This is a genomic window from Staphylococcus caeli (assembly GCF_900097965.1).
In the GTDB taxonomy this organism is placed as follows: domain Bacteria; phylum Bacillota; class Bacilli; order Staphylococcales; family Staphylococcaceae; genus Staphylococcus; species Staphylococcus caeli.
On sequence record NZ_FMPG01000002.1, the window covers coordinates 168996 to 193939 of the forward strand.

27 protein-coding genes are annotated in these 24944 nt (G+C 34.5%); 11 read left to right on the forward strand and 16 right to left on the reverse strand.

From position 1 onward, the window contains the following. Nucleotides 1-220: 220 nt before the first annotated feature. The gene (locus tag BJS11_RS03710; RefSeq protein WP_069994587.1) at nucleotides 221-1288 is read left to right on the forward strand and encodes a quinone-dependent dihydroorotate dehydrogenase; all 1068 of its coding nucleotides are present in this window, start codon (nucleotides 221-223) and stop codon (nucleotides 1286-1288) included. Between the two features lie 103 nt (nucleotides 1289-1391). Next, nucleotides 1392-1814, forward strand: a complete 423-nt coding sequence (locus tag BJS11_RS03715; RefSeq protein ID WP_069994588.1) for a universal stress protein — start codon at nucleotides 1392-1394, stop codon at nucleotides 1812-1814. 123 nt (nucleotides 1815-1937) lie between these two features. Here the strand turns inward: BJS11_RS03715 and BJS11_RS03720 are convergent, their stop codons facing one another. From BJS11_RS03720 to BJS11_RS03730, 3 genes are all read right to left on the reverse strand, one after another. Next, nucleotides 1938-2318 (reverse strand): VOC family protein, encoded by a 381-nt coding sequence (locus tag BJS11_RS03720; protein WP_069994589.1) that lies wholly within the window; start codon nucleotides 2316-2318, stop codon nucleotides 1938-1940. 219 nt (nucleotides 2319-2537) lie between these two features. Next, the gene (locus BJS11_RS03725) at nucleotides 2538-5252 is read right to left on the reverse strand and encodes an Ig-like domain-containing protein (protein WP_069994590.1); all 2715 of its coding nucleotides are present in this window, start codon (nucleotides 5250-5252) and stop codon (nucleotides 2538-2540) included. Between the two features lie 187 nt (nucleotides 5253-5439). Further along, nucleotides 5440-5757: a fibrinogen-binding protein gene (locus tag BJS11_RS03730; protein ID WP_069994591.1), complete on the reverse strand. Its 318-nt coding sequence runs from the start codon at nucleotides 5755-5757 to the stop codon at nucleotides 5440-5442. A gap of 325 nt (nucleotides 5758-6082) precedes the next feature. On the opposite strand from BJS11_RS03730, the gene BJS11_RS03735 reads away from it, so the two are divergent. Continuing rightward, nucleotides 6083-7522: an APC family permease gene (locus BJS11_RS03735; protein ID WP_069994592.1), complete on the forward strand. Its 1440-nt coding sequence runs from the start codon at nucleotides 6083-6085 to the stop codon at nucleotides 7520-7522. Nucleotides 7523-7584: 62 nt separating this feature from the next. Here the strand turns inward: BJS11_RS03735 and BJS11_RS03740 are convergent, their stop codons facing one another. The 8 genes from BJS11_RS03740 to yut all read right to left on the reverse strand — a co-directional run bounded on the left by BJS11_RS03740 (nucleotide 7585) and on the right by yut (nucleotide 15011). Next, entirely contained in the window at nucleotides 7585-8001 is a 417-nt protein-coding gene (locus BJS11_RS03740) for a MarR family winged helix-turn-helix transcriptional regulator (protein ID WP_069994593.1), read from the reverse strand. A gap of 133 nt (nucleotides 8002-8134) precedes the next feature. Beyond that, the gene (locus BJS11_RS03745; protein WP_069994594.1) at nucleotides 8135-9049 is read right to left on the reverse strand and encodes an ABC transporter substrate-binding protein; all 915 of its coding nucleotides are present in this window, start codon (nucleotides 9047-9049) and stop codon (nucleotides 8135-8137) included. A gap of 210 nt (nucleotides 9050-9259) precedes the next feature. Continuing rightward, nucleotides 9260-9958 carry an ABC transporter ATP-binding protein gene (locus BJS11_RS03750; RefSeq protein WP_069994595.1) on the reverse strand — a complete coding sequence of 233 codons (699 nt, stop codon included), beginning with the start codon at nucleotides 9956-9958 and terminating at the stop codon, nucleotides 9260-9262. Continuing rightward, on the reverse strand, nucleotides 9930-10730 hold the full coding sequence (locus BJS11_RS03755; protein ID WP_069994596.1) for an ATP-binding cassette domain-containing protein: 801 nt from the start codon (nucleotides 10728-10730) through the stop codon (nucleotides 9930-9932). The genes BJS11_RS03750 and BJS11_RS03755 overlap by 29 nt, the downstream gene beginning before the upstream one ends. After that, nucleotides 10723-11550: a nickel transporter permease gene (nikC, locus tag BJS11_RS03760; RefSeq protein ID WP_069994597.1), complete on the reverse strand. Its 828-nt coding sequence runs from the start codon at nucleotides 11548-11550 to the stop codon at nucleotides 10723-10725. The genes BJS11_RS03755 and nikC overlap by 8 nt, the downstream gene beginning before the upstream one ends. Continuing rightward, nucleotides 11547-12527: a nickel ABC transporter permease gene (gene nikB / locus BJS11_RS03765; RefSeq protein ID WP_069994598.1), complete on the reverse strand. Its 981-nt coding sequence runs from the start codon at nucleotides 12525-12527 to the stop codon at nucleotides 11547-11549. The genes nikC and nikB overlap by 4 nt, the downstream gene beginning before the upstream one ends. After that, nucleotides 12527-14002 carry a nickel ABC transporter substrate-binding protein gene (nikA, locus tag BJS11_RS03770; RefSeq protein ID WP_069994599.1) on the reverse strand — a complete coding sequence of 492 codons (1476 nt, stop codon included), beginning with the start codon at nucleotides 14000-14002 and terminating at the stop codon, nucleotides 12527-12529. Before nikA ends, nikB begins: the two co-directional genes overlap by 1 nt. Nucleotides 14003-14081: 79 nt before the next feature. Next, nucleotides 14082-15011, reverse strand: coding sequence for an urea transporter (gene yut, locus BJS11_RS03775; RefSeq protein ID WP_069994600.1), 930 nt, complete (start codon nucleotides 15009-15011; stop codon nucleotides 14082-14084). 210 nt (nucleotides 15012-15221) lie between these two features. On the opposite strand from yut, the gene BJS11_RS03780 reads away from it, so the two are divergent. From BJS11_RS03780 to BJS11_RS03810, 7 genes are read left to right on the forward strand one after another with little or no spacing between them, the layout of a single operon-like run. After that, a complete protein-coding gene (locus tag BJS11_RS03780; protein WP_069994601.1) occupies nucleotides 15222-15524 on the forward strand; it encodes an urease subunit gamma in 303 nt (100 codons plus the stop codon). 15 nt (nucleotides 15525-15539) lie between these two features. Beyond that, on the forward strand, nucleotides 15540-15953 hold the full coding sequence (locus BJS11_RS03785) for an urease subunit beta (protein WP_069994602.1): 414 nt from the start codon (nucleotides 15540-15542) through the stop codon (nucleotides 15951-15953). Next, nucleotides 15950-17665 (forward strand): urease subunit alpha, encoded by a 1716-nt coding sequence (ureC, locus tag BJS11_RS03790; RefSeq protein WP_069994603.1) that lies wholly within the window; start codon nucleotides 15950-15952, stop codon nucleotides 17663-17665. Before BJS11_RS03785 ends, ureC begins: the two co-directional genes overlap by 4 nt. Before the next feature lie 10 nt (nucleotides 17666-17675). Then, complete coding sequence (ureE, locus tag BJS11_RS03795) at nucleotides 17676-18128, forward strand: urease accessory protein UreE (protein ID WP_069994604.1); 453 nt, start codon at nucleotides 17676-17678, stop codon at nucleotides 18126-18128. Next, nucleotides 18121-18810, forward strand: coding sequence for an urease accessory protein UreF (locus tag BJS11_RS03800; RefSeq protein ID WP_069994605.1), 690 nt, complete (start codon nucleotides 18121-18123; stop codon nucleotides 18808-18810). Before ureE ends, BJS11_RS03800 begins: the two co-directional genes overlap by 8 nt. Nucleotides 18811-18823: 13 nt before the next feature. Next, nucleotides 18824-19438, forward strand: a complete 615-nt coding sequence (gene ureG / locus BJS11_RS03805; RefSeq protein ID WP_069994606.1) for an urease accessory protein UreG — start codon at nucleotides 18824-18826, stop codon at nucleotides 19436-19438. Beyond that, nucleotides 19439-20281 carry an urease accessory protein UreD gene (locus tag BJS11_RS03810; RefSeq protein WP_069994607.1) on the forward strand — a complete coding sequence of 281 codons (843 nt, stop codon included), beginning with the start codon at nucleotides 19439-19441 and terminating at the stop codon, nucleotides 20279-20281. It begins immediately after the preceding gene. 278 nt (nucleotides 20282-20559) lie between these two features. Here the strand turns inward: BJS11_RS03810 and arsC are convergent, their stop codons facing one another. From arsC to BJS11_RS03830, 4 genes are all read right to left on the reverse strand, one after another. Then, nucleotides 20560-20958, reverse strand: a complete 399-nt coding sequence (gene arsC / locus BJS11_RS03815; RefSeq protein ID WP_069994608.1) for an arsenate reductase (thioredoxin) — start codon at nucleotides 20956-20958, stop codon at nucleotides 20560-20562. A gap of 15 nt (nucleotides 20959-20973) precedes the next feature. Beyond that, nucleotides 20974-22266 carry an arsenite efflux transporter membrane subunit ArsB gene (gene arsB, locus BJS11_RS03820; protein WP_167351807.1) on the reverse strand — a complete coding sequence of 431 codons (1293 nt, stop codon included), beginning with the start codon at nucleotides 22264-22266 and terminating at the stop codon, nucleotides 20974-20976. Continuing rightward, complete coding sequence (locus BJS11_RS03825; protein ID WP_069994610.1) at nucleotides 22263-22580, reverse strand: ArsR/SmtB family transcription factor; 318 nt, start codon at nucleotides 22578-22580, stop codon at nucleotides 22263-22265. The genes arsB and BJS11_RS03825 overlap by 4 nt, the downstream gene beginning before the upstream one ends. A 227-nt stretch (nucleotides 22581-22807) precedes the next feature. Beyond that, nucleotides 22808-23014, reverse strand: a complete 207-nt coding sequence (locus BJS11_RS03830) for a hypothetical protein (RefSeq protein ID WP_069994611.1) — start codon at nucleotides 23012-23014, stop codon at nucleotides 22808-22810. A 183-nt stretch (nucleotides 23015-23197) separates the two neighbouring features. On the opposite strand from BJS11_RS03830, the gene BJS11_RS03835 reads away from it, so the two are divergent. Next, entirely contained in the window at nucleotides 23198-23668 is a 471-nt protein-coding gene (locus tag BJS11_RS03835) for a thioesterase family protein (RefSeq protein ID WP_069994612.1), read from the forward strand. Between the two features lie 130 nt (nucleotides 23669-23798). On the opposite strand, the gene BJS11_RS03840 is transcribed toward BJS11_RS03835, so the two are convergent. Beyond that, complete coding sequence (locus tag BJS11_RS03840; RefSeq protein WP_069994613.1) at nucleotides 23799-24944, reverse strand: bifunctional cystathionine gamma-lyase/homocysteine desulfhydrase; 1146 nt, start codon at nucleotides 24942-24944, stop codon at nucleotides 23799-23801.

The window sequence follows — 24944 nt, forward strand, 5'->3', positions numbered from 1 at the left end:
TATCACTATTTCCTTATACTTAGCTACTTAATCACTTCATTTATGAAAAATCATTCTGTGAAACTTCTATAAAACATGTCGTTTTGCTCTAGGCAATGATTATGTAAAATGCTAGTCTATTAAGGACATCATTTTCAATTTGCATTTTTAAAATTGATTAAGCAACACGTATTAAAAGCTTTTACTATTAATTCAATTTAACAAATGGAGCGATAATCATATGTATAAACTCATCAAACCAATCTTATTTCAACTTGATCCAGAAAAAGCACATGGTATGACCATCGATGCCCTGAAACTTACTCAAAAATATCCAATATTCCTTCCCGTCATTAGACAAATGTTTCATTATGAAAATCCAGTACTTCAACAACAAATCCATGGTATTTCTTTCGATAATCCAATTGGACTGGCTGCTGGCTTTGATAAATCTTGTGAAGTACCAAAAGCACTTGAAAAAGCAGGATTTGGTGCGCTTGAACTGGGTGGCATTACACCTAAACCACAACCTGGCAATCCAAAACCACGAATGTATCGTTTAATTGAAGATTATGCTCTAATTAATCGTATGGGATTCAATAATTTAGGCATGAACAAAGCTTTAAGTAACTTGCGTAAATATAGTTACCAAACACCTATTGGTTTAAATGTAGGTGTTAACAAAGCAACACCTTATGAAGCACGCTATGAAGATTATATTAAAGTCATCTCAACTTTTAAAAATGACGTTTCTTTCTTCACAGTTAACATAAGTTCACCTAATACCGAGAATTTACAAAGTTTCCATGATAAAGATGAATTTTCACAATTATGTAAGGCAATTCAAAACTTTAAAGATAAAGAGTCACTTAACGTCCCTATTTTCATAAAATTAACTTCAGATTTATCATTAGAGGGATTAGGTCACATGCTTGAGCCTATTACACAAACATTTGATGGCATCATATTAGCCAATACGACTCAAAAACGTGAAGACTTGCAATCAGACAATCGTGTAGAAACAGGTGGCCTCAGTGGCAAGCCATTATTTGAACGAAATCTTGAGTTGATTTCCTATGCTTATAAACAAACAAAAGGTCAATTTTTAATTATTGGTACTGGCGGTATTTTCGATACATCTGATGTCATAACAATGCTTCGTCACGGTGCTTCACTTGTTCAAATATATAGTTCTTTAGTCTTTGAAGGACCTGGTTTAACTAAAAAGTTAAACAAACAACTTGCAAGCTACCTAAAATCTAATGGTTACAATAGTGTTAAAGATATTATTGGATTAGATGTAAAATAATTATGTACATATTGTGTCCCTTTTTATATTCAATTCATTTAAGATTCATTCAAACTATTATTTTAATTCGAAACGGGTATAGAAACAAAAAGGAGGCGCTACGATGTATAATAAAATTTTACTCGCTTACGATTTTGACAATTCATTCAACAATGTTCCAAAAGAACTGAACAATTTAATTGCTGGTAATGATGAGGCAGAAGTTACAATCTTCAATGTCATTCCAGAAAGTGATTTAGAAGCATCTGTGCGTTACGATAATAAACATTTTGAAGATTTAGCTAAAGAAAAAAACGAACAACTCAAACCTTTCGTACAAGAACTTGAACAACTCGGTTTAAAAGTTGAAGTTAAATTTAGCACTGGTTATATAAAACAATCTATTCTATCTGAAGTGAAAGCAAACAATTACGATATTATTGTGATGAGTAATACCCGAAAAAAATCAGATATTAAAAATATCTTAGGAAATGTAACTCATAAAATTGCAAGTAATATTAGCATACCTGTACTTATCGTAAATTAAATTAAAAAACTCAATTTCACATCCCTTGTTACTTAATAAAAGTGACAAAGTTGATGATGAAATTGAGTTTTATTTTATATAATGGACACTTTTGTTTTAGACTTACATGTTTTGGAATGTTTACTACATTGCAATGACATTGAATAAATGTCCATCGATGTCGCTAAATAAACCACCATAGTACCCTTCATGTTTCGTGCCTCTTTGTATAACTTTACCTCCTGCCTTTTCAACAAGGTCTAATAAAGTATCTACTTCTGCTGTTTCTGATACTGAAACTGAAACAAGCGCTTCATTTTTCCCAATATCTGTTAGTTGTGCTACTTTTTCAAATTGTTCATTTTGAATCAACATTATAATTTTGTGATCGACCGTTTCAATGCCTCTCATTTTATCTAATACTGCCTCATTTTGTTTAATCGCAAATCCTATATTTTCAAAAAATGTTGCACTCGCTTTTAAATCTTTAACTGGCAAATTCAACCAAGCTGATTGTATATTCAAAACAATCTCCTCCTAGAAATGATACTACTTAAACCTAGCAATAGCTTACCATTTCAATTGTTTTAAGACTACAATCATGCATCTATATAAAAATACCCCGAATGTTAAACTTAGAAGTTCAACATTCGGGTAACATTTTGAAATCATTAATTTATAATAAATAATATAAAGACAAAATTCTTATGGGTCTCTGTATTGCATTTTTCAAATAAATATATTCTATTTTGCATTTTTTCTTTTTCTGTTAAATAGTAATGTCGTACCAATTAACGCTAATAACGTTGCAAACAATGTTGTATGCTGTAATTTTTCACCCGTTGCTGGTAATTCATTAACTTGCTCTACGTTAGCATGTTTCATTTGTTGTGGTGATTTTTCATCAGAATGTAGATTTGAATTACTCATTTTCACTTTTTTATGATTAGATACTTTTTGGTAACTTATGTTTTCCACTTCTATATCTTTTGTATGCGCACTGTTACCATTAGGTTTAATAATTCTATTATTATCTTCATCACGCTTCTTGCCATCATCTGGTTTCTCATTATCATCCGGTGTCTTGTCTTCGTCTGGTTTCTTTTCATCATCTATAGGCTTAGTGTCTTCTTCCTCTGTCTCACTATTGTTGTGGCCGTTATCTCCATCTGGTGTTGTATCCTCTTCCCAATCTATTGGTTTGCTGTCTTCTTCCTCTGTCTCACCATTGTTGTGACCGCTGTCTCCATCTGATGCTGATCCTTCTTCCCAATCTATTGGTTTGCTGTCTTCTTCTTCTGTCTCACCATTGTTCTGACCGCTGTCTCCATCTGATGCTGATCCTTCTTCCCAATCTATTGGTTTGCTGTCTTCTTCTTCCGTCTCACCATTGTTGTGACCGCTGTCTCCATCTGATGCTGATCTTTCTTCCCAATCTATTGGTTTGCTGTCTTCTTCCTCTGTCTCACCATTGTTCTGACCGCTGTCTCCATCTGATGCTGATCTTTCTTCCCAATCTATTGGTTTGCTGTCTTCTTCCTCTGTCTCACCATTGTTCTGACCACTGTCTCCATCTGGTGCTGATCCTTCTTCCCAATCTATTGGTTTGCTGTCTTCTTCCTCTGCCTCACCATTGTTGTGACCGCTGTCTCCATCTGATGCTGATCCTTCTTCCCAATCTATTGGTTTGCTGTCTTCTTCTTCCGTCTCACCATTGTTGTGACCGCTGTCTCCATCTGATGCTGATCCTTCTTCCCAATCTATTGGTTTGCTGTCTTCTTCTTCCGTCTCACCATTATTATGTCCACTTTCACCATCTGGCAACGTGTCTTCTTCCCAATTAATATCATTATTTTCAATGATTTCTGTTTCACCATTACCATTAGCATTATTTTGATAAAATACTAAACCATTGTTCCAAGTTGCATGAGCTGCATAATGTGGATAATGTTCAGGATAGCCAGAAATATTTGTTTGGAAGTTTAAGTTTTGTGCATCACTTTGGTACATGCCTTCATATCGAATTGCATAACGTTTGTTTAACGTATCGAAATGTAACTGATATTGACTTTCTCCGATTTGCAACATATGTTTTACTTCTTCAGTTACATCTTTCCACATGCTTGTATCATTTGTATTCGCGTATACACTTTGTGGTGGATTATCCCTACCGATATACTCATACACTTTAACTGTCGGTATGACACCATTTGTAGTATAACCATTCGTAATTCTTCCATTTATCGTAGCACTTTGAATCGTATTCCCTTGAGTGTTGATATAAGCTATATGACTAAACTTACTCTGCTCTTTATCAATTGTTTCAATTGCTCCGTTAACACCAACTCCTGCATTATTAACACCATTTAAATGTTGTACATATATTTCTTTGGATAGCGTTTTACCATTTAATGTAGATGTTATTGTTTGTTGGCTGTCTCTTTGAACTACTTTTGGATCAATAAACAAGTTTAAATTCAATTGTGCTGTCACATTCACTTTATCCTTTATATAATCAGTGAATGTATACCTAATTTTACCGTTGTCCAGCAACTGCCCCGTTGCCATGACAATGGAACCATTTTTAATATCTGGTACTTTTTTTCTAGCCGAAACACCATAAGTGTTCACGTTATTAGAAATCATGAAGTCAAAGTAATCACCTGGCTTAATACCTTTTTCAAAGGCTAAATTATATTTCAATTGGCTACGTTGGCCTCTATGTGGATTCACAACATTTTCACTTATTATTTGTGAATCATCTTTAGCGCTAACTTTATTCGTCACATCTACACCTTTTGTGTTGCTAACACTTTCACTATCTTCCTTATTACTCAACGGTTTTGATTGTGCTTGTGCAGTGTTTATTCTAGGTGAATCACTCGTTTTATCTGTAGTCACTTTTTTACGTTTGTCATTAGCGTCACTTTGAACATTTGCTGGCTGTTCACTTTGCCCTTCCGTAACTTTAGCAGGTAGCTTTTCTTGCGCAACCGACGCTGATGTTTGTACTTGAGCACTGACTTTTTTCGTCAAAGTATTTTGTGATTGTTCAACTATTTTTTTATTTGTATGTTCATTTGCTAAATTATTTGTTTTAGCTGTTTCAGATATATCTGTATTTTCTACCACTTCTTCTTTAACAGCTATTTTATTTTCCACAGATTTTCCAACATTATCATTACCTTCTAAAGATGATGACTCTTTTTGAAATTCATTACTTTGACTTTCTTTCAAATTTTCACTTTGAGTATCAATTTTGGCTTCTGTTGGCGTTATCTCACTCTCAACTACTTTGCTATCACTTTGTACTGTTTTATTTTCAATTTCAGCTTGTTCAGATGCATAAGCTGATTCTGATGCATATCCAGCACCCCAAATTAATGTTCCTAATAATACCGAAGATGCACCTAATTTGTACTTCCTTATACTAAACTTTTCATTTCTTATTTCCCTCATAATTATACTCCTTTTAAATTCCAAAAACTTGATTAAAAAATGTAATATTTTTTTATTTTATGATTATATAATCATAAAAATGTTTTGTGTAAAAAGTGACAGATCAGTAAGCACATGTGACATTTTTGTAATATAAAAATCCTTGCCAAGCTTTGGCGAGGATTTTCACACATCATTTTTGGATATACTATTTAAGCTTATTGTATTTTAAAACAATATTGATTTGCTTCTGTAGTTTTTGTTTTTCGTGTGCATAGTGTCCAGAAACATGGCCATGAATTTTGTTAACCGCCTTTTGTGCAGCTCTATGTGTTTTGATTGTTCTCGTTTTTTTGAACGTATTCACTGCCTTCTTCGCTTCTATAACTTTTGCATCCAAACTTTGAACAGTGTCGTATTTTACTGGTGTAGTTTGCTTTGCATCTACAGCAGCTTCTACCGCTGTAGTTGTTAATCCGAGTAGCGCTACTGACAGCACTACTTTCGTTATATAGTTATTTTTCATTTAATTTCTTCCTTTCAATATTTAGTACATATATGATAGTACTTCAAAATAATAATTATTAGAATTAACTATCTATTAATTAATTATTAACTATTTATTAACTGAATATTTCCTTAATATTAAGATGATATTTGTTGAAAAGTATCAGTTTTACTTGGCACTACTATGTTTAAAAGTCATTTCACATAATATGTTTCTCTTGTGTACAATTACACAAAATTATTTTAAATTTTTCTGAATATTTAGATATATTTGTGCTATGATATACATTATTATAAATAAGTTATAATGTTTCACGATATAGATTCATTGGGAGAGGTTGTTTATGAACGAATTTTTCAGAAAGATTTTAAAACGAGAAGATCCATCCGTATACCAAGTCAAAGATGCGCATTTAAATCGAACTTTACGCGTTAAAGATTTTCTTGCGTTAGGTGTAGGGACAATTGTTTCTACCTCTATATTTACATTACCTGGAGTGGTTGCAGCGCAACATACCGGACCTGCTGTTGCATTGTCGTTCCTACTTGCAGCTGTCGTAGCAGCGCTCGTTTCATTTGCCTATGCAGAAATGTCTTCTGCAATGCCTTTCGCTGGTTCAGCATATTCTTGGATTAATGTTGTATTTGGAGAGGTCTTTGGTTGGGTAGCAGGTTGGGCATTACTTGCAGAGTATTTTATCGCAGTCGCCTTTGTTGCATCAGGATTTTCAGCAAATTTGCGAGGTCTTGTTTCACCTTTAGGTGTTGAATTGCCTAAAGCATTATCAAATACTTTAGGTACTGATGGTGGTGTAATCGACATAGTTGCAGCTGTCGTTATCTTACTCACTGCTTGTTTGTTAGCTTATGGTATGTCGGCTGCGGCTCGTATCGAAAATATACTTGTTGTCATCAAAGTATTCGCAGTACTTCTTTTCATCGTTGTTGGATTAACTGTCATTGATTTGAGTAATTATGTACCTTTTATACCTGAGCACAAAGTTACTGAAACTGGAGACTTCGGAGGATGGCAAGGTATCTATGCCGGTGTATCAATGATTTTCTTAGCTTATATTGGGTTTGATTCTATTGCTGCCAACTCAGCAGAAGCTATCAATCCTCAAAAGACTATGCCACGTGGTATATTAGGTTCGCTTGCTATTGCAGTCATCCTGTTTGTAGCTGTTTCATTAGTACTTGTTGGTATGTTTACATATTCAGCGTATGCAGATAATTCTGAACCAGTAGGATGGGCATTAAGACAAAGTGGATTTGGCATCGTAGCAGCTATCGTTCAAGCCATTTCAGTTATTGGTATGTTTACTGCGCTTATTGGTATGATGCTTGCTGGTTCACGTTTGTTATATTCATTTGGACGTGATGGTTTATTACCTTCATGGTTAGGAAAATTGAACAGTAAAGGATTACCAAACCGTGCACTTATTATCTTAACAATTATAGCGGTTATTATCGGCTCAATGTTCCCATTCGCATTCCTTGCACAATTAATTTCAGCAGGTACGTTGGTCGCATTTATGTTTGTTTCTATTGGTATTTTTGGCTTGCGCCCAAGAGAAGGTAAAGACATTCCAATGCCAGCATTTAAAATGCCTTTCTATCCAGTTATGCCTATAATTACTTTTATTAGTGTTGTCTTGGTTTTCTGGGGATTAAGTGTAGAAGCTAAATTATATACGCTCATTTGGTTTATCATTGGCCTGTTACTTTATATTTGTTATGGTGTAAGACATTCTAAAAAAAGAAATAATGAAAAGTCGTTATAATATTTTTAAGGACTGGAACGTGTTTATAACATAAACGCGCGCCAGTCCTTTTCTATATACTATTAATTTTTTTCATCATCAATTTGTGACAGTTTTCGAATATTAGTAAAACTGACCTTATCAATTAAATTTTCATAAGTGTCTAAAGCCTGTTCTGTTATTTCTAATCCTGCATCTGTTAGATAAATATACATTGCTCGATGATCTTCAACGCATTCTTGTCTAAAAACTAGAGCTTGGGTCGGTTTTTCCATTCTAGTTATGAGTCGAGACATCGCGCTCTGACTCAAGTCTACTATTTTAATTAAGTCATTAATTTTATACTTCTTACCTTTTGCCTTATAAATTTCATATAAAACATAGAATTCCTTAAGGCTCAGATTATATGTTTCTTTTAAATTTTTTTCAATCATTGTCTCTATATAATGTACATATTTGGTCAGTTGAACCCAATTATCAATTTTTTGTTGTTTTTTCATTATATCCTCCCAAGATATAAGTGTTATTGAACTAATCATAACATTTCTTTCATAAATGTACTAAATCTCTGTCATTATACTGTTTATATGATAAAAAAACTGCCGTAAGATCACTTTACGACAGTTTTATTAATTATTTATGTTGTAGTAATTTTTCTTTTAAATCTTTACGTTCATATTCTAATGAATAAGGATCATTTAACCAATAAATACCTTCATCTACTTTAAATGTTTTACCATTTTTAACTGCCTTAGTGTTTTTCCAAATATCTTTCTTTTCAAAAGATAAGTCAGCACCTTTGGCAACTGGTGTTACAACATAATCGCCAGACATTTCCGGGATTTGTTCCTCAGATATATCAGCTAAATCATTTTTCTTAGTTGCTTTTTCTACCTTACTAGGCATCTTCAATCCAAATGAATCATATAGAATCTCGCTACCATGACCATAAGTTTTACCTAATGCATAGATTTTCTTATCAAAATCTTTAATGATCGAAACGGTCGTATCTGTTCCAATTTGGTCTTTAATTTCTTGACCATCATTTTGTGTCTTCTTATCCCATTCCTTAATCCATTCATTAGCTTTATCTTCTTTACCAACTATTTTTCCAAGTTCTTTATGTTGTTCTTTGTAATCATGTTTCATATAGTCAAAAGCAATCGTTGGTGCAACTTTATTAAGCTTTTTCAAGTTTTTATCTGTGTTATATGTGATAATCAAATCCGGCTTAAGTTTCGCAACACTTTCAACATTTTCTGGATCTACTTTATCGACATCTTTAAATTTATCTTTTAATACTTTACTGTCATCAACAATATTTGCGACACCTACAACATTTGCATCTAATTGTTTCAAACCACCAGCGTAGGTAGCACCTAATACAACAATACGTTTCGGATGTTTCGGTATTTTAACTTTTTCACCTGAATCTTGTTTATATGTTGTTTTTACTTCATCTTTTTTAGAAGCTTTATCATTTGAGCCGTTGCCACATGCAGCGAGTATTAACACTAATGCTAGCAATGGTAATATTAATTTTTTCATCTCTATGTCCCCTTTTATCAACTTATTCTCAATTATACATGATGTTATATGAATCTCAATCATATATTGCGCTTTATTTTTAAATTTTAAAATATATTTACTATCAAAAATAATAAAACGTTATTATTAATTCAAAACATTTGCACCTCAAACAAAAAAGCAAATTCCCACATTGAGTTGTGGAAAATTTGCCTTTCTTGAACCTAAAATTCAATAAATTGAAAGTAATTCTTGAGTATATACATGACGTTGTTGATCAAATAAATTTTGCACATGAAAATCATCAACGATTTCACCTTGTTTCATTACAATCAGACGTTCTACAATTTGATTTAAAAATGTAATATCATGTGAAATTAAAATCAGACCTTTTCGAGAATTATTTACTTTAACATAATCCTCTTTAAGTATTTGCAACATACGTTGTTCAGCAATCACATCTAAACTCGCTGTCATTTCATCCCCAATAATGATATCGGGGGCTAACATCATTGTCCGTATCGTATTAAAGCGTTGTAACTGTCCACCACTCAATTCCTCAGGGTATTTATTCAACATTTGGTCATCTAATTGCATACGCTCCATTAACTTAGATAATCGTTCAAACATTTGACTTTCATCTGTTTGATTTTGATATTTTATTGCTTCTGCCATAGATTGACGCATTCTAAATTTAGGGTTAAAACTATCGTATGCATGTTGAAATATAGGCAATATGTGATGCTGATGACTTGTATACGTACCGCTAGTCGGTTGAATTAAACCTAATATGATTTGCATCAAAGTTGTCTTTCCAGAGCCACTTTCTCCAACGACGCCTATGACTTCGTTAGGTTTAATGTCCAGAGTTATATTTTTCAAAATATGTTCCTGTTTGATTCTATAGTTCAGATGATTGAGTCGAATCATGTATTTCCCCCTTTTCCAACTGGCTACGCGCATTAAATAACTCCGAACTATAAGCTGTAATATTCCCTGCTTTAAAGTCATGTACCTGTTTATATTCAATGATTTCTCCGCATCTCATTACATGAATCCAATCACTAAAATCTAACACGTGCGCTAAATTATGCGTAATTAACAACAATGTCACTTGATGCACATCCGCTAAGTGCTTAATCAATTGCATGACATGATACCCTGTTATAGCATCTAAAGACGCTGTAGGTTCATCAGCTATAATCACATTCGGATTCAACATCAATACACTTGCAATTTGGATACGTGCTAATTGTCCGCCTGATAGGTTAAACCGGTATTTATCTAACATCTCGTCTGCATCCAAATCAACCCATTCGAGGGCTTGTCTTACGTGTTGTTGAGCAACCATTTTATTCACTTTATAATGTTGTCTATATATTGCATTAAGTTGTTTCCCTAACTTGGTATGATCATTAAAACTATGAGTATAGTCCTGCGAAATAAAACCAATTTCTTTACCTAATAATTGTTGCATATACTTAATTTCGCGTTTTTGATATTTCAAACTGTCATAGTGCATGCGCAAAGTCGACGGGATATGTTGCACCAAAGCTTTGGCAGTCAAACTTTTTCCAGAACCACTTTCTCCTACGAGCACATTGACTTTTGCTTCTCTCAAGCCAATATTCACCTGCTGTAATAAATGATTACCCTTGTTGTCTTTAATAGATAGATTTGTCATTTCGAGTATATTAGTCATCCATATCACGCTTCCCCTTTAATAATCTATCTCGCAATGCATCTCCAGCTAAATTAAATAATAATATCGTTACAGTTATTAAGCATGCTGGCACAATTAATAGTAATGGATAGGAAGTTATATAATCTCTACCCGCATTTAACATTGCCCCCCATTCAGGTGATGGAGGCTGCGCACCTAAACCTAAAAATGATAGTGATGATATATAGAGGATAATTTTCCCAAAATCTACTGTCATTAACACAATGATAGAAGGCATTACTTGCGGTAGAAAATGCTTAAATATAATGATATACGTTGGAACATGAAACAACTTAGCCATTTGAATGTACGGTTTATCCATTTCACTATGTACGACTGCTCGCGTTAACCGTGTATAAGTCATCCATTTTATAATTGTAATGGCGATAACTAAATTCCATATACTTGGTTTAAAGAAACTTGCGAGTGCAATCATCAAGACAAATTCTGGAATACTGAGACCGATATCAATACAACGCATAATCACCGTATCGATAATGCCATGTTTATAACCCGCGATAAGTCCTAAAGGTACACCTATGATTACGGTAACTAATAACGTTATCAAACTTATGATCAATGTATATCGAGCACCAATAATCGCTCTAGATAATAAATCTCTTCCATAGTCATCCGTACCAAGCCAATGCGCCATGTTAGGCATTTCCAAACTTTGACCAAGATTCACTTCAAATGCACGATCAGATGATACGAAAAATTGCGCCACTATTAATATAAATATATATAATGCAAAGATATAGAAGATGATTTGATGTTTACGTATGCTGAATTGTTTCATGATGTTTCACCATCCTGACGACGTTTTGAATGAACCTTTGCATGTTTCATATGTCGGCGTTTTGGATCAATCCATAGCAATAATAAGTCACTCAAAGTATTCGCTAACACTACCATCACGCCAATCATGATGACAGTCCCTTGTACAACTGGGTAATCTCTTGCTCTTATACTATCTACTAAAAAGTGACCTATGCCGGGTATACCGAATAAATTTTCAATAACAACTGTACCGCCAATAAGACTCCCCACAGACATACCGAGCACTGTAATCACAGGTATAATAGCTGGTTTGAATAAATCTTCCCATAATATATAGCGTTCCGACATACCTCTTAACCTTGCCGCTTCAACTTCTTTAGATTGATACAGCTCAATTAAGGTAGAGCGCATTAAACGCACATAATAGGCACTCATGCCTATACTTAATGCTGCGATTGGTAAAATATAACCAGCCATTGAATCCAATCCAGATGAAGGTAATAAGTTCCATTTTTGAGCAAATATAAATATTAATATTGTACCTAAGAAGAATGACGGGATACTAACCGTAAACGACGTCACTGTTCTTATCAATGTATCAATCCATGTATGATAGTGTCGTGCTGCTATAATTCCTAATGGGACGGCAACAATAAATACGACAATGATAGTCATTATCGCAATAAACAATGTTGGTGGCGTGTAATACATCAATTCATGCATCACTGGCTCACCCGTTTGATAACTCGTACCAAAATTCAATTGCACAATTTGACCGAGCCATTGAATATATTGCACAATCATTGGTTGATTTAAGCCTAGACGTTCTTTCGTTGATTCAATTTGGTCATTTGAAACGTTCGCAACATCTAGATGTAATATTTTATCAACTGGATCCCCTGGCGTAAGTTTCATTAGTATAAAAGTGATAGTAGAAAGGACAAACAATACAATGATCATTTGTCCAACTCTAGAGAGTATATTTTTTAATAACATTATTTTTTATCTACCTTATAATCTATTAGATATATACCTTCTGGTGATGCTTTTAAGTTACTCACCTTTTTATTCATTCCTACAATATTATCCATATATGTCAAATAACTATTAGCTAAATCTTTATCCGTAAGATTAATAATTTTATTTGCCAATTGATTACGTTCTGATTTATCTACAGTTGTATTAAGTTTATCTATAAGCGTCGTTACTTCGTCATTATTATAAGCACCAGCATTAATCGCACCTTTAGGTTTAAACGCTTGATTAAAGAAATAGCCTGTATCTCCTCTTGGAATTGTGCCGAAGCTATACATAGACGCATCCCATTGCTTTTTATCTTTAAGGTACCCTTCAATATCATCTACATTCCGAATGGTAATATCAATATTAGCTTTTTTAGCATCCGATTGAATGACTTGCACCATTTTCGGTAGTTCTGGTCGACCATTATATGTGGACACCGTAAGTTTTAAAGGATGTACTTTAGTATATCCTTCTGCTTTCATGATATTTTTAGCCTTCTCAATATCTTGTTGTTGTACTGCTTCTTTCTTAATAAAGTCTAATTTAGAGTTAAATGGTCCTGTTGCAGGTGTTGCATGACCTTTAGATACATTTTCCGCCATACTTTCTCGGTTAACAATTTTATCCAATGCTTCGCGTACGGGTTTGGTCATTTTTTCACTCGAATGATTATACATGAGTAATGACGTTCTAAAACCTGAAACTGCAGATGTTGTTGTTTCGTCACCTTTGTTGAGTACTTTCTCTTTTTCTACAGGAACATCTGTAATTACATCCGCTTTACCAGATGCTAAATCACTCGTACGTGCATTACCATCCTCTTGATATGTAACATTAATATAATCTAAATTCGGTTTACCTTGCCAATAATCTTTAAATCGTTCTAATTTAATTTTCTGTGATTGTTTATAATCTTTGATTTGATACGGACCAGTACCCACTGGCGTTTGTGTCAAATCACTTTTGGCGTTTGTATCATATATAGCTGAAAATGGACTCGCCAATTCAGAAACTAATTCCGGATATGCTTCTTTAGTCGTGATTGTCAGTTTTTGACCATCGACTTTAATATCTTTAATTGGTAATGAACCTTTTACGAGATCACTTTTTTGTATACTTTTTTCTAAACTTGCTTTTACTGCACGTCCAGTAACTTTTTTACCATTTTGGAATTTAATATTATCTTTTAAAGTAATGTCTAATTGCGTTGGTGACTTTTGATTATAATCCTTAACTAATAATTTCTGAATTTTACCATCTGCACCTGCTTTAAATAATGATTCTGCAGCACCTATTTTAACTGGAACATCTGTGTCATAAGGCGCAATCGACGTCGTCTTCAGTGGTAATTCAACGTTGAGTGTTTTCCCTTTCGAATTGGTTCCAGCTCCGCTACAACCGGCTAATATTAATGCTAATGTAGCTATAAATGCAATTAATCTTTTCATTCTATATTCCTTCTTTCAACATAAATGATACTTTACTTAACGTAATAAATGGATTGCTCATAATATGAATACAACTCAATCACATTCCATAAAAATCAACGCTATCATTACTTTGCTGTTCCTTCATTTGATTTCCAGCAAATAACATAATCCATGTAGCTATAATAAATGGCAGTGTAAATACTGGTAAGCCGAACGGTGTCAGTAATGTCGTCATTCCTGCATGAATTACAATTGTTAATAGAATACCTATTACAATACTAATGTTACGCTGAATTCTAGTGCTAAACGTAACGCCTAATGCCAATACGGTCAGTATGACGTTATAACCGAACAGACCGTCATTAATTTGGTCATGATTAGCACCTAATACAATTACTGCTATAAAGCCTATTAAGTTCGCTATTATTGCAAAAATGCCTGCCTTTCTTGAAGCAATAAAAATGCCAATTAGTATCAACAATCCAGCTAATACACTTTTTAATAAAAACACCTCACTGAATCCCGATAAAAAAGCATTAAAAAAATGAATGCTATGCCCAGAAAACTGAATTTCATGTATTGCATTGGGCAGAATATTTACATCTGCATTTACAAACTTAAATTGAAATGACATGAGTAACACTAACCAACTTACAAATACATACGGCATTGTAAGCATCGGTACACCAAAAGGTTTGAAAAATTCTCTGAAAGCTGAACCAATTGGCATCGTGATAGTAATCGCGACAATTATAATAATCAAACTGTACCATTCTGGCACTAAGAATAACGTTAATGCAATTGCTGTAAGTACAGGATTAAAACCTGCTAATCCGGTATTGATTTCGTCGTCTGAGTAATTCGTCCTTTTCGCTAACAATAGTGCAATCATGCTTGCAATTAACGCCATTGTTCCTACTTTCCAACTTCCGACAAAGAGACCTAACAAAATAAATAATCCTGTCCAAGCATTATCTAGTAATAACACCTGCGCAATATTCTTTAATACAATACGAACTGCATACATATTGTCACCTGATTTCCATATACTCTGACCTAACCATGATATATTAATACATAGTAAATTAAAAGCAATACATATCAGTTAGAATAAATATATAATTGTAAATCAACCATTTCATAAGCTGTTATTCTTGTAGTTTAGAATAAATAGTTCTATCATTAAAGTGCATGTATATTATATATACAATTTAATTAGTTGAAAGGTAGTGAAATTGTGCATTTTACACAACGTGAACAAGACAAACTCATGTTAGTTGTTGCAGCTGATCTAGCACGCAGACGTCAGCAAAGAGGATTAAAATTAAACTATCCCGAGGCAGTTGCGATTATCAGTTTCGAATTGCTCGAAGGTGCAAGAGATGGAAAAACTGTTGCAGAACTAATGAGTTATGGTAAACAAATATTGAATGAAGAAGATGTGATGGAAGGTGTTGCAGATATGTTAACTGAAATGGAAATAGAAGCAACGTTCCCAGACGGTACGAAGTTAATCACTGTACATCATCCAATAGTGTAAAGGAGGAATTTAATTATGAAGCCTGGTGAAATTATAGTTAAACGTACTGAAATTGAAGTAAATCAAGGACACTATGCTACGATACTTGATGTTAAAAACACTGGCGACCGCCCTATTCAAGTTGGTTCGCACTATCATTTCTTTGAAGTAAATCCAGCGTTACAATTTGACCGCGAGAAAGCATATGGTAAACGTTTAGATATTCCTGCAGGAGCAGCAGTACGTTTTGAACCCGGTGACGAAAAGGAAGTTCAACTCGTAGAATATAGCGGCAAAAGAAGAATTTATGGTTTTCATGGCAAAGTGAATGGACCTATTGATGAAGAGCGTGTCTATAAGGCTGAAGATGACAACAGCGCCACAGAAATTATTACTGAAGAAAATAAAGTCAGCGAAAACGCTAATAAAGAAAGTGGGTATAACCGATGAGTTTTAAAATGACGCAATCACAATATACAAGTCTATATGGTCCTACTGTCGGAGACTCTGTAAGATTAGGAGATACCAATTTATTTGCACGTGTCGAAAAAGATTACGCAACATATGGTGACGAAGCCGCATTTGGCGGTGGTAAATCAATCCGTGATGGTATGGCTCAAAATCCTAATGTAACGCGTGATGACAAGCAAGTAGCAGATTTAGTTATTACAAATGCACTTATTCTTGATTACGATAAAATCGTTAAAGCGGATATCGGTGTTAAAAATGGTTATATTATGAAAATAGGTAAAGCTGGTAACCCAGATATCATGGATAACGTAGACATTATAATTGGTGCAACTACAGATATTATTTCTGCAGAAGGCAAAATAATAACAGCTGGTGGTATCGATACACACGTCCATTTCGTTAATCCTGAACAGTCCCAGGTTGCCCTTGAAAGTGGTATTACTACACATATCGGCGGAGGGACAGGCGCATCTGAAGGCGCTAAAGCGACAACAGTTACTCCAGGCCCTTGGCATTTACATCGCATGTTATTAGCAGCAGAGTCGCTACCATTAAACATTGGTTTTACTGGTAAAGGGCAAGCAGTTAATCACACAGCTTTAGTAGAACAGATACACGCTGGTGCTATCGGTTTAAAAGTACATGAAGACTGGGGTGCAACACCTTCAGCATTAGATCATGCGCTTCAAGTTGCTGACGATTATGACGTCCAAATTGCATTACACGCCGATACATTAAATGAAGCAGGCTTTATGGAAGAAACAATGGCTGCCGTTAAAGACCGTGTACTACATATGTATCATACAGAGGGCGCAGGTGGTGGACATGCGCCTGACCTAATTAAATCTGCAGCTTATTCCAATATACTACCATCTTCCACAAACCCTACCTTACCTTATACAGTTAATACAATTGATGAACATCTAGACATGGTTATGATTACGCATCATCTGAATGCATCAATACCTGAAGATATTGCCTTTGCTGATTCTCGTATCCGTAAAGAAACAATTGCTGCGGAAGACGTATTACAGGATATGGGCGTTTTTAGCATGGTCAGCTCTGATTCCCAAGCCATGGGACGCGTAGGCGAAGTAATTACAAGAACTTGGCAAGTGGCACACCGTATGAAAGTACAACGTGGTCCGTTAGCTGGCGACAGCGAATATAATGACAATAATAGAATCAAGCGCTATATTGCAAAATATACTATTAATCCTGCGATTACGCATGGTATTTCAGATTACGTTGGGTCAATCGACGAAGGTAAACTGGCTGATATAATTATGTGGGAACCCGCTTTCTTTGGTGTTAAACCTGACGTCATTATTAAGGGAGGTTTAATAAACACTGCAATTAACGGGGATGCTAATGGTTCTATCCCTACTTCAGAACCTTTAAAATACCGCAAGATGTATGGTCAACTTGGTGGAAATATGCAAGGTACTTCAATGACATTCGTATCTACTACTGCTTATGAAAATGATATTGGCAAACTTTTAGGTTTAAAACGTAAACTAAGACCCGTGCACAATATTCGTAAACTAAGTAAAAAAGATATGAAAAACAATAACGCAACACCACATTTAGATGTCGATCCACAAACATATGAAGTATTTGTAGACGGTGAAAAAATCACTAGTGAACCAGCAACAGAATTACCATTAACACAACGTTATTTCTTATTCTAGGAGGCCAACAATGATTATCGAAGAAATTGTAGGAAATATCGCTAACCTTACAGATAGCGACAAAAATAAGCACATTGAAAAAGTATACTTGGAAAATTCTGATTTAGTTAAAAGAATCCAACGTGTCACAACAGATCATGGCAATGAAATTGGTATTCGTTTAAAACAACCCATCGATTTACAATATGGCGACATTTTATATCAAGATGATACAAATATGATTATCGTTGATGTAAACTCTGAAGACTTATTAGTAATTAAGCCACGATCATTACAAGAAATGGGAGATATCGCACATCAACTTGGTAACAGGCATTTACCAGCACAATTTACAGAGACTGAAATGCTCGTCCAATATGATTATTTGGTAGAATCGTTACTAAAAGATTTAGGTATACCTTATGAACATGAAGACCGCAAAGTCAATCAAGCGTTTAGACATATAGGACATTCTCATGATTGATCATGCACATTTACGCCTGTTTCAGTTTTGCGATTCACAGTTTCCAACAGGTGCATTCAGTCATTCTTTTGGACTTGAAACTTATATACAACGCGATACCGTCCATGATGAAGCATCGTTTCAGCAATGGCTCACCCTATTTTTAAACGAACAATTAACATTCGCAGATGGGCTTGCAATGCGTCTTGTTTACGATGCACTCAATCAAGAAGATACGGCAGCTATCTTAAAATTAGACCGCCTACTCTTCGTTCAAAATTTACCAAAAGAAACCCGACAAGGTTCCAAGCAAATGGGCAATCGCATGGTTAAACTCGCTTCAGAACTTTACGACAGTGACTGGATTGACTGGTATCACTCGAAAATGAAAGCAAAACAAGCGACATTACACCCTACTATTTGTTTTACCATGCTTGGTCACTATCTCGGTGTCGATATTGAAACCATTATTGATTATTATTTATATCAAAATGTGTCTAGTCTCACTCAAAATGCAGTACGTGCTATTCCATTAGGACAAACTGCAGGTCAGCGTATTGTGCATAAAATGATACCTGTTATGAAAAAAACGAGAGAGCATATTATGACACTAGATCAATCTCAATTAGGTATAACTGCACCTGGTTTAGAGATTAATCAAATGGAACATGAAAATGTAAATGTAAGAATTTTTATTTCGTAGGAGGAAGACTTTTATGACAGATACAATAAAGATTGGTATAGGTGGACCTGTAGGTGCAGGTAAAACACAACTTATCGAAAAAATTGTTAAACGCTTAGCTAAAGACATGAGTATTGGCGTTATCACAAATGACATCTATACTAAAGAAGACGAAAAAATATTAGTCAATTCTGGTGTGCTACCAGAGGATCGTATTATTGGTGTTGAAACTGGAGGTTGCCCACATACAGCTATTCGTGAAGATGCATCTATGAACTTTGCAGCTATCGACGAATTGAAAGAACGTAATGATGATATCGAGTTAATTTTTATAGAATCAGGCGGCGACAATTTAGCTGCTACATTCAGCCCAGAACTCGTTGACTTTTCCATCTATATTATCGATGTCGCTCAAGGTGAAAAAATTCCACGTAAAGGTGGTCAAGGTATGATCAAATCAGACTTCTTCGTCATTAACAAAACAGACTTAGCACCATATGTAGGTGCATCGTTAGATCGTATGGCTGAGGATACTAAAGCATTCCGTGGCAACCGACCATTTACGTTTACAAACCTAAAAACTGATGACGGTTTAGATGAAGTCATTCATTGGATAGAACAAGACGTATTTCTTAAAGGGTTGGCTTAAATGTCTGAGGAGAGACAAAATTGGACAGGTCAATTAGATTTATCAGTCTTTAATAATGGCAAAAAATCAGTAGCTAGGAATATCTTTTTTGAAAAAGCTCTGAAAGTCATGCGTCCAGTTTATTTAAACAATTCTGATATCCCTACTTTTTATATTGTTAATGTAGGTGGGGGCTATTTAGATGGTGACCGCTATTCAATGAATTTCAATATAGATACTGATGCCAAAGTTATTCTAACTTCTCAAGGTGCAACCAAAATTTACAAAACGCTAAATGATCATGTAGAGCAATATCAAACTTTCAACATTAAGGATTATGGATATGCTGAGTATGTAGGTGATCCAATTATTGCATTTGAGAATGCTAAATTTTATCAACATAACCAATTTCATTTAACAAAGACAGCCGCATTATTCTATACCGATATCCTAACTCCAGGGTATTCCAAATCAGACAAAGCTTTCAGTTATAGTTATATGCATTTACTCAATGAAATCTTTGTCGATAATGAATTAGTCGTTTTTGATAATATGTTACTAGATCCATCCAAAAATAAAGTTACTGGAATTGGTTACATGGAAGACTATACACATTTAGGTTCATGTTATTTTATACACCCTAGTGTAAATCAAAAATTTATCGATGCAGTTTATGAACACATCAAACATTTCCAACAACAGTTTGATTGTCGTTTTGGCATTACACAATTACCTACACACGGGTTTAGCATACGTATTTTATCCAACAAAACACAAGTCATCGAAGCGATACTCAATACACTTCAACGTTATGTTGTGAAACAAATATTTGATCGAGATGTAGATTTTTTAAGAAAATATTAAGTGCTCAAAAAAAGAGGACTAATCCTTAATATGGATTGGTCCTCTTTATATTTAAAATCTTACGCTTTTGACCGTGCATGATTGCCTGGGGGGGATGGTTCAAGCCTGTAGCCTCTCACTCATACTATTCCCCTAGGCGTCAGCTCGTTACAAAATCGTAGTACAACTTCATATCACCTTAGAATGATGTGGCTCTCCAAAAACAAACACCTTCATATAAAATAATTAATCGCTTTAGAGTAAATCCTAAAGTAAATGCTTTTTAAGCATCTCAAAAGTTATTGTTGTTCATTAAACACTTCAATAGCATGTTTGATTTCGTCTCTCACGCGTTGAAATTCTGACCATGGTTTCCCTGCTGGATCATCGAACCCCCAATGCACTTTTTGCACATTTGACGGTAAAGTTGGACAATGTTCATCTGCATTACTGCACAATGTTACAACTAGATCAGATTGCTTTAATAACTCACTATCAATGATATCGGATGTCTGACCCGTGATATCAATATCTACTTCTTTCATTGCTTCTATTGCTTTCGGATTCACACCGTGCGCTTCGATACCTGCAGAATAGACTTGCCAATCATCTCCAAGTATAACTTTACCCCATCCTTCAGCCATTTGACTGCGACAAGCATTGCCTGTACATATAAAATAAATCACTTTTTTATCCATGATAAACCTCTCTTTTTAAAAAATTATAAGGGTTAGGTATAATCCAATCAATGTGAATAATAACACTGGAATCGTGATAATGATACCTGTTTTAAAATAAGTACCCCATGATATTTTCACACCTTTTTGAGCTAGGACATGTAACCAGAGTAATGTAGCCAATGAACCTATCGGTGTAATCTTAGGACCTAAATCTGAGCCTATCACGTTCGCATATATCATACCTTCTTTAATGCTCCCAACAGCGTGTGATTGACCTATCGCTATCGCATCAATTAACACTGTAGGCATATTATTCATGATAGATGATAAAATTGCAGCCATAAAGCCCATACCTAACACACTACTAAATAAGCCATAATTTGAAATATGTGATAGTAAATCTGCTAAAACGGAAGTAATACCTACATTTTTCAATCCAAATACAACTAAATACATACCAATTGAAAATACAACAATATTCCAAGGTGCGCCTTTAATCACTTGTTTCGTATGTACTGCAGGTGATTTGCGTGCTAATACGACAAAAATGAGTGCAACTAGTCCAGCAATGATAGATACTGGGATTTGGATAAATTCACTAATAAGATAACCAATAAGTAATATACCTAAGACAATCCAAGAAAGTTTAAAGAGTTTTTCATCCTTTATGGCACTTTTGGGCGATGCAATATCATTGGTATCAAATGTTTTAGGAATAGAATTTCTAAAATATAGCCATAATACAACAATACTTGCTATCAGTGAGAATATATTTGGTATGAACATACGACTCAAATATTCTACAAATCCAATATCAAAGTAATCCGCTGATACAATATTGACTAAATTACTTACAATTAATGGCAATGATGTTGTATCGGCAATAAAACCACTGGCAATAATAAATGGGAAAATCACTTTTTGATTAAATCCTAAATTTCTGACCATTGCCAGAACTATCGGCGTTAGTATTAATGCGGCACCATCATTTGCGAAAAATGCTGCTACTACCGAACCTAAAAGCATAATAAAAATAAACATTTTCAATCCATTACCTTTGGATGCGCTCACCATGTGTCTGGCTGACCATTCAAAGAAACCAATTTCATCTAATATTAGCGAAATCAGTATTACGGCTACAAACGTGAGTGTGACATTCCATACAATGCCTGTAACTTCTATGACATCAGCAAAGGAAACCACGCCAGTGATGATGGCAATAATGGCACCAATGAATGCTGTAACGCCAATATCTAACCCTTTTGGTTGCCATATGACAAAGAGTAATGTTAACAAGAAGATTGTAATTGCTAATATTGTCATTATGAACACGCTCCTGACTTCAGGTTATTACATATACATCGCTGATTGGCCGTATTCATCGTTTTAAGATTTTCGTTAACCAAATCAAATGTCTCATGGTTGAGTTGATACATATGTTTGTTTCCTTCTTTACGCGTTAGAACCAAATCACAATCTACTAAGGCCTTCATATGATGGCTTAGTGTTGGTTGCGAAAATTGAAAATGCGCTAATAAATCACACGCACATAATTCACCACATGAAATTAAATCTAATATTTCTAACCTACTTGGATCAGATAAAACTTTTAATAATGTTGCCAATGCTTGATAAGACATAACAAACCTCCTAGACACAACATAGACTAACATCAATATAGATAACTGTCTATGTACTTTATACAAAAAGGAGTGGAACAGAAATCAATTTTTCTAATTAAGATTTCGTAGTCCCACCACCGGAAAGGATGACTAATATTGATAAGTTTAACTGAGCTAAAGCTCATGCATAAGTCTCACTAACTTAATGAGTTAAGCAGTGAGACTTTTTACTTTTTCTTAGATTATTAAATCATATTAAGTAACCAAACGAGACTGACAACAAATAAAACAATTGTAATGATATAAATAATTAATTTTTGAACACTACTCAGTGATTTCTCTTCTTTTGAAAACAAGTGAAATAGCGTGCCATCTTTGCCCATTAATAATGTAATAGAATAAATAAGTAAGACAATAGCAATTACAAATAGGACTATAGCGATGAATAACATAGGTTCACTCCTTTATAAAGTCCAAATAACTTATTTCAAAACTATGTTCCATACTATCTTAACAGTGTGTCATTTTAAAGAAAGACGCATATTTTTATACTTATCCAATCAAAATGGTAACACTCCTTTGCTAACATTGATACAATAGTACCGGTTAATGAATCTTTACATAGGAGTGATCGTGTGACAGAGGAATACATTTATCAAAATACTGTACAACCAACTTGGATAGATAATAATAATCATATGCATGATGCGCAATACTATGCTGTATTCAGTGATGCTGTTGCTGGCTTTTTTGCTTCTCTTGGTTTTTCAAGAGAATATCGCCAAAGCCAAGAAGTCACGATGTTTACCATAGAAGCACACATTTCATTTTTAAAAGAATTGATACTAGATGAAGCTTTTTATATAAAAGTACATATATACAATTATGACGCTAAAAGAGTTCATTTATTTTTAAATATGTATAACAACCAGGATGAGCACAATGCGACATACGAAGTCATGATGATGGGCGTCAGTAATCAACAACGTAAGAGTATGAATTTCCCTGAGCCTATTCAAGCAAAAATCAAAGCATATTTTGATCAACAACAACTATTTGAAACACCTAAACAATTAGGTCATGTCATTGGCATTCCTCAAAAATAATGACTTTCAGACATAAAGATAGCCCGAGTATATGATATTAGTTCCTAAAACAAATATTTAATATCTGTCTTAGGTTTGTTTATCATATTTCCCGGGTTATTTTTTATATGTTGCTAGTCATTTTATTCAATTAATTTAATGTATCTAATGCTTGCGTTAAATCTGCTACTAAATCTTCTGTTCCTTCAATACCTACTGATAAACGGATGAGTCCATCTGCAATACCTTCTTTTTGACGAATATCTTTAGGAATTGATGCATGTGTCATTAATGCTGGTACCGATACTAAACTTTCTACAGCACCTAAGCTTTCTGCTAATGTGAAATATTGTAGTTTACTGATGACTTGTTTCGCACTTTCAATATCTGCAACTTCAAATGCAACGACACCTGTATGTCCTTCAGCTTGCGCTTGATGTATATCGTGATTAAGGTGTTCAGACATACTTGGATGGAAGACTTGTTTGACAGCTTGATGTTGTTGCAACATGTCAATTATCGCTAATGTATTACGTTGAACTTGATCCATACGTAGGCCTAATGTTTTCATACCACGAATGAGTAAGTAACTATCTTGTGGTCCAAGCACACCACCCGTTGAATTTTGGATAAATCCAATACGCTCTGCTAAATCTACATCTTTTGTCGCTACTAATCCAGCTACTACATCACTGTGACCGCCTAAATATTTCGTCGCAGAATGTAAGACAAGATCTATACCCAATGCTAATGGGTTTTGGAAATATGGTGTCATGAATGTATTATCAACAACGGATATTAGATTATGTTTCTGTGCAATTTCAGCTGATTTCTTAATATCTGTTACACGTAATAATGGATTTGACGGCGTTTCTATATATAACATTTTAGTTTCTGGTTTAATGTATTGTTCAACTGTATCGATATGAGTTGTATCTATGAAATCCGCTTCGATACCAAAGCGATTAAATACTTTCGTCAATGCTCTATAAGTACCGCCATAAACATCTGAGTTAATGAGTAAATGATCACCTTTATCTAGTAACATCATAACCGCAGAAATTGCAGCCATACCTGAGCCAAATGCAAAGCCGTGTGTACCTTGTTCTAAATCTGCAATCAACCCTTCTAAAGCGCTACGAGTTGGATTCGCTGAACGTGAATATTCATAACCTTGTCTCATGTCTCCAATGCCATCTTGTAAGTATGTACTCGTTTGATAAATTGGTGTAGTTACTGCACCTGTATATGGATCTGTTGTCATACCACCGTGGATAAGTTGTGTTTTTTTATTCAT